The sequence below is a fragment of the Rathayibacter rubneri genome (genome assembly GCF_023743255.1).
In the GTDB taxonomy this organism is placed as follows: Bacteria; Actinomycetota; Actinomycetes; order Actinomycetales; family Microbacteriaceae; genus Rathayibacter; species Rathayibacter rubneri.
In genome coordinates, this window is record NZ_JAMRYM010000149.1 from 1 (window position 1) to 5,534 (window position 5,534).

Consider the following 5,534-nt stretch of genomic DNA (forward strand, 5'->3'; position numbering starts at 1 on the left):
CCTCCGCTCCCCACCCCGATCGACCCCACCGCGGCCGACCCCGACCCTCTCGACGGAACCCGCTCATGAGAATCCGCATCCCCCAGATGATCCAGGCGGAGCTGCGCCGCCTCACCGCCACGCCCATGGCCCGCCTCGCGCTGATCGCGCTGATGCTCGTGCCGATCCTCTACGGCGGCCTCTACCTCTGGGCCAACCAGGATCCGTACGCGAAGCTCACGGACGTCCCGGTCGCCCTGGTCGTCGACGACACCGGCACGACCTCCGACGACGGCACCGTCACGAACACGGGCGACGAGGTCGCCGACCAGCTGCTCGAGGACCACGCCTTCGACTGGCACCGCGTCTCGTCCGCCGACGCCGCAGCGGGTGTGGACGACGGGACGTACGACTTCAGCGTCACCCTCCCCGCCGACTTCTCGGCCGCCCTCGCCTCGGCCGGGAGCGACGCGCCCCATCGCGCGAGCGTCGTCCTGACCACCAACGACGCCACGAGCTACCTCGCGAGCACGATCGGCGAGCAGGCGGCGAAGACCTTGCGCGCCTCCATCGTCGAGAAGGTCGACGAGGAGGCGGCCGCGCAGTTCCTGGTCGGCCTCGCGACGATCCGCGGCGACCTGGGCCGCTCCGTCGGCGAGGGTCGCGGTCTGCGCCGGCGACGCCGCCCTCGCGACGCAGGCCGACACCGTCGGGGCCGCCTCCCAGCAGGTCGCCGACAGCGTCCCCGTGGTCCGCGGAGACATCGAGGCGAGTCTTCAGGAGTCGGGGCTCGACCCCGCCCGCATCGCCGAGATCCTCGCGCTGCTCGACCCGCTCGGCGACGACGCCCTGGCCGCGAACGCGCAGGCGCAGGGGCAGGTCGCCCTGATCGACCGGCTCGCAGGAGGCGCGCAGCAGGTCGCGACCGGAGCGCAGGCTCTCGCGGACGCGACTCCGACCCTCACCGCCGGCATCTCGACCGCCGCCGACGGGTCGTCGCAGCTGGCGAGCGGAGCGGCGACCGCCGCGACCGGAGCGCGGTCCGCGGCCGACGGCGCCGCGACCGTCCGCGACGGCGCCGCCTCCCTGCGCGACGGCTCGGCGACCCTCCGCGACGGGCTGGGAGATCTCACCGCCGGCCTCGACGACCTCACCACGGGCGCCGCGACGCTCCGCGACGGCCTCGAGGACGGCGTCGTCGCGATCCCCGACCGCTCGGCCGAGCAGCAGGCGACCCAGGCGTCGGCCATCGCCGACCCCGTCGAGGTCGACCGGAGCGAGGTCGCCTCGGCCGGGACCTACGGCGCCGGGCTCGCCCCGTTCTTCGCGAGCCTCGCCGGCTGGATCGGGATCTACGCGCTGTTCCTCATCGTGAAGCCGGTCTCGCGCCGCGCCATCACCGCCCTGCACTCGCCGATCCGGGTGACCCTCGCCGGCTGGCTGACCCCCGGGCTGCTCGGGGTGATCCAGATGGCCGGGCTGTTCGCGATCATCTCGCTGGCGCTGGGCTTCGACGTCGCGTCGCCGGTCGGCGTCTACGGGGTCATGGCGCTCGCCTCGCTCACGTTCGCGGCGATGATCCTCGCGCTCAACGTCTGGCTCGGCAGCGTGGGGCAGTTCCTCGGCCTCGTGCTGATGGTGGTGCAGCTGGTGACCGCGGGCGGCACGTTCCCCTGGCAGACGCTGCCCGCTCCGCTCGCCGCCCTGCACCACGTGCTGCCGATGGGCTTCGCGACGGACGCCGTCCGGCAGCTGATGTACGGCGGCGACGGAGCGGCGGCGCTGCAGGACTCCCTCGTCCTGCTCTGCTGGCTCGTCGGCGGCCTCGCGCTCGCGATGATCGGAGTGGTCCGCATGACGCGGTTCCGCACCCTGCGCGACCTGCAGCCCTCGCTGATCGGCTGACGCGGCGCCTCCGCCCGCACCCAGCGGAGCGGAGGCCCCGCCGATAGCATCGGGGGATGGCAGCACATCGCGGCGAGGTCGAGGCCTGGCTCACGGACATGGACGGCGTGCTCGTGCACGAGAACAAGGCGCTCCCCGGCGCGCCCGAGCTGATCCAGGAGTGGACCGACGCGGGCGTCCCGTTCCTGGTGCTGACCAACAACTCGATCTTCACTCCGCGCGACCTGTCCGCGCGACTGCGGGCCTCGGGCCTGCACGTGCCGGAGGAGCGCATCTGGACGAGCGCGCTCGCCACCGCCGACTTCTGCGCCTCGCAGATGCCCGGCGGCAGCGCCTTCGTGATCGGCGAGGCCGGCATCACGACCGCGCTGCACGAGGCCGGTTTCATCATGACCGAGACCTCGCCCGACTACGTCGTCGTGGGCGAGACCCGCAACTACTCCTTCGAGGCGATCACCAAGGCGATCCGGCTGATCATCGGCGGCGCCCGCTTCATCGTCACGAACCCCGACGCCACGGGTCCGAGCTCCGAGGGCGTCATGCCCGCGACGGGAGCGATCGCCGCGCTCATCACCAAGGCGACCGGCAAGGACCCGTACGTGGTCGGCAAGCCGAACCCCATGATGTTCCGCTCGGCGATGAACAAGATCGGCGCGCACAGCGAGAACACCGGCATGATCGGCGACCGGATGGACACCGACATCGTGGCGGGCATCGAGGCCGGTCTGCACACCGTCCTCGTGATGACGGGCATCAGCGATGCGGCCGAGATCGAGCGCTACCCGTTCCGCCCCGACGAGGTGCTCAGCGGCGTCCACGAGCTGCTGTCGGGCGAGCCGCTCGAGTCGGAGTTCCCGCCGGACGTCGTGGTCTGAGCCCGGCGCGCTCGCCCTCAGAACCGGACGTGCTGCAGCACCCAGGCGTGCATCGCGACCGCGGCGGCCGCCGACGCGTTGATCGAGCGGGTCGAGCCGAACTGCGATATCTCGAGCACGGCCTCGGACGCGGCGAGCGCCTCCTCCGACAGCCCCGGCCCCTCCTGCCCGAACAGCAGCACGCAGCGCTCGGGCAGAGCGAAGGTCTCGATCGGCACGCATCCGGGCACGTTGTCGATCGCGATGATCGGCAGTCCCTCCTCGCGCGCCCAGTCGACGAGACCGGCGACCGCCTCGTGGTGCTGGACGTGCTGGTAGCGGTCGGTGACCATCGCGCCGCGCTTGTTCCACCGCCGTCTGCCCACGATGTGCACGCCCCGCGCGCCGAACGCGTTGGCGCTGCGCACGATCGAGCCGATGTTCATGTCGTGCTGCCAGTTCTCGACGGCGACGTGGAACGGATGACGGGTGCGGTCGAGCTCGGCGACGATCGCCTCCATCCGCCAGTAGCGGAAGCGGTCGACGACGTTGCGCGCGTCGCCCTTGTCGAGCAGCTCCGGATCGAGGCGCTCGTCGGCGGGACGCTCGCCGATCCAGGGGCCCACGCCGTTCGTCGTGGCCTCGACGGAGGCGGCCGGGCCGGCCTCGCGCGGCGTCTCGTTCTCGTCCACGATCGGCAACCCTACAAGCAGGACACGCTTCGGTGACGACCGCCCGGAGCGCCTTCCGCCGCCGCGCCGCGCGGCTCGATACTGGCGCGGGAGCACGACGAGACGGCTCCCGCGAGGAGACCACGATGATCCGCTCCCACCCCGCCCTGCGCGCCACCGCGGTCGCCGGCGCCGTCCTGCTCGCCGTCGCGGGCTGCACTCCGAGCGCACCCGAGCCCACCGCGACGGGGACCGCCTCGGCGACGTCCGCTCCCACGGCGGCTCCGACGAGCAGCGCCACGAGCACTGCCACGAGCACTCCCACGGCGATCGCCGACGCTCCTGCCGCTCCGCCGGCCCTGACCGACCTCGTGCTCGACGTCGACGGCCTGCACACCCCCGACGGCACGGGCTCGCTGATCCAGGGCGAGCCGGTGCCCGCCGATGCCGGAGGCGCGGCCCTCGCGGTCGTCGATCCCGACTTCTGCGAGCAGGTCTGGGCGGACAACGGAGTCGAGCCGATCGGCTCCTCCGCGCGCTGGCTCGCGAACTACCCGCGCGATCCCGCGTCGGAGGCGCTCGGCGGCGCTCCGTTCTGGCCCGTCGTGGACGGGGAGTCCGGTCCCCTGCTCAGCCTGATCCTCGGCAGCCCGTCGATCACCACCGACGAGGGCGTCGGCATCGGCTCGCCCCGCTCCGCCGTCGAGGCGGCGTACGGCGGCACGGCGATCGAGACCCGCTCCGACTCCCCGGACTACGTGGACGCCTACACGCTGCTCGGCGACCGCTCGAGCCTGACCTTCGAGGTGCTGAAGTCGACCGATCTGGTCGTCTTCGCCCACGTGGACCCTCTGACCGAGGAGCCCCTCGTGCTCTACGCGAGCGACGGGGGGCCGTACAGCTGCGGGCTGGTCTGAGCGTCAGCCGGCCGGGGTGCCGGTGAGCGCGCCGATCAGCTCGCCGCCGCCCGCGCGGTCGACGAAGCAGAAGTAGCGCCGCTCGCCGGAGTCCCACTGCTCCTGGGTGACCGGGAAGGACGCCGAGACCTGGACGTCGCCGTACGCCTCGGCGCCGAGGACGTCGACGACTCCGGTGGCCTGGCAGAGCGTGGCGACCGAGAGCGCGAGCGCGTCCTGACCGGGGAACGCCTCCTCGGTCAGCTGAGCGGTCGCGACCATCTCGCCCGTGTGCGCGGTGGCGCAGTCGACGACGGTGAACTCCTCGGCCCAGACGGAGTCGAAGGGCTGCAGGCACTCGCCGCCGAGCAGGTCGCTCCACGCGTAGGTGCCGGCGGGCAGCGGTCCGACGGTCGGCAGCTCGGCCGTGGGCTCCGCGGTCGGTGCGGCGCTCGCCTCCTCCGAGGGAGTCGTGGCGACCGGAGCGGGCGCCGAGGCATCGGAGTCGTTCCCCGCCGTGATCCGGTAGCCCACGACCGCGAGCGCGGCGAGCACCACGACGACGCCGAGCGCGATGAGCGCGATCAGGAGTCGACGACGGCTCCTGGTGCGGTCGGGGGAGGGCGCGGCGAGCGCGGTGATGCTGGGCGGCTCGGTGGCCGAGCCGACGGAGGCGGCACGGTCGGATCGAGGAGCCGGGGCGGGCGGCGCCGTCCGCCCTCGAGGGGCCCGCGGGGTCTTCTCGCGAGGGGTCCTCGGGGTCTTCTCACGAGGCGTGCGCGGCGTCTTCTCGCGCGGCTCCTTGGCGGGTCGACTGCGGGAAGTCCTCTCCCGCGCGGCGGACGCGTTCACGTGAGCGGCGGCGGGCGTGGTGGAGAACGGCTTCCCGTCGTCCGCGATCCCGGCGGTCGGGGGCGTCGGAGCGGCGTCCTGATCGGAGGCCTCCGCGGCGTCCGCGCCGTCGGCGGACGCGTCGGCGCCGGGCTCGGTGGGCTCGAGGTTCCAGGCGAAGGCGGTGCCGCGCCAGAGCTCCTCGTCGCCGCCGTCGTCGTCCGGGTCCTCCTGCGGAGCGACGACGTCCTCCCACACCGGAGGCTCGTCCCAGCCGCCGCGGGGGTCCGGCCAGTGGTAGACGGTGCCGCTCGGAGCGGTGTCGCGCTGCGACGGAGGAGTGGCGCCCTCGGGGCGGTCGCCGCGCGGCTCGCGGGGTTCGGGCTCGACGCGGAGAG

Annotated in this window: 4 protein-coding genes and 1 pseudogene; 3 read left to right on the forward strand and 2 right to left on the reverse strand. The window is 73.5% G+C overall.

The features are described from left to right. Window positions 1-71: 71 nt before the first annotated feature. A pseudogene (locus tag NB037_RS20025) lies at window positions 72-1,884 on the forward strand (YhgE/Pip family protein). 56 nt (window positions 1,885-1,940) lie between these two features. Next, window positions 1,941-2,759: an HAD-IIA family hydrolase gene (locus NB037_RS18410; protein WP_251948370.1), complete on the forward strand. Its 819-nt coding sequence runs from the start codon at window positions 1,941-1,943 to the stop codon at window positions 2,757-2,759. Window positions 2,760-2,776: 17 nt separating this feature from the next. Here the strand turns inward: NB037_RS18410 and NB037_RS18415 are convergent, their stop codons facing one another. Next, window positions 2,777-3,430 (reverse strand): TrmH family RNA methyltransferase, encoded by a 654-nt coding sequence (locus NB037_RS18415; protein ID WP_251948372.1) that lies wholly within the window; start codon window positions 3,428-3,430, stop codon window positions 2,777-2,779. A 125-nt stretch (window positions 3,431-3,555) separates the two neighbouring features. On the opposite strand from NB037_RS18415, the gene NB037_RS18420 reads away from it, so the two are divergent. After that, complete coding sequence (locus tag NB037_RS18420; RefSeq protein WP_251948374.1) at window positions 3,556-4,326, forward strand: hypothetical protein; 771 nt, start codon at window positions 3,556-3,558, stop codon at window positions 4,324-4,326. Between the two features lie 3 nt (window positions 4,327-4,329). Here the strand turns inward: NB037_RS18420 and NB037_RS18425 are convergent. Continuing rightward, on the reverse strand, window positions 4,330-5,534 hold a 1,205-nt coding region (locus NB037_RS18425), incomplete at its 5' end, for a septum formation family protein (protein WP_251948376.1).

Coding starts and splice junctions, on each gene's coding strand:
- NB037_RS18410 (WP_251948370.1), top strand. CDS start 1,941: ATGGCAGCACATCGCGGCGAGGTCGAGGCCTGGCTCACGGACATGGAC.
- NB037_RS18420 (WP_251948374.1), top strand. CDS start 3,556: ATGATCCGCTCCCACCCCGCCCTGCGCGCCACCGCGGTCGCCGGCGCC.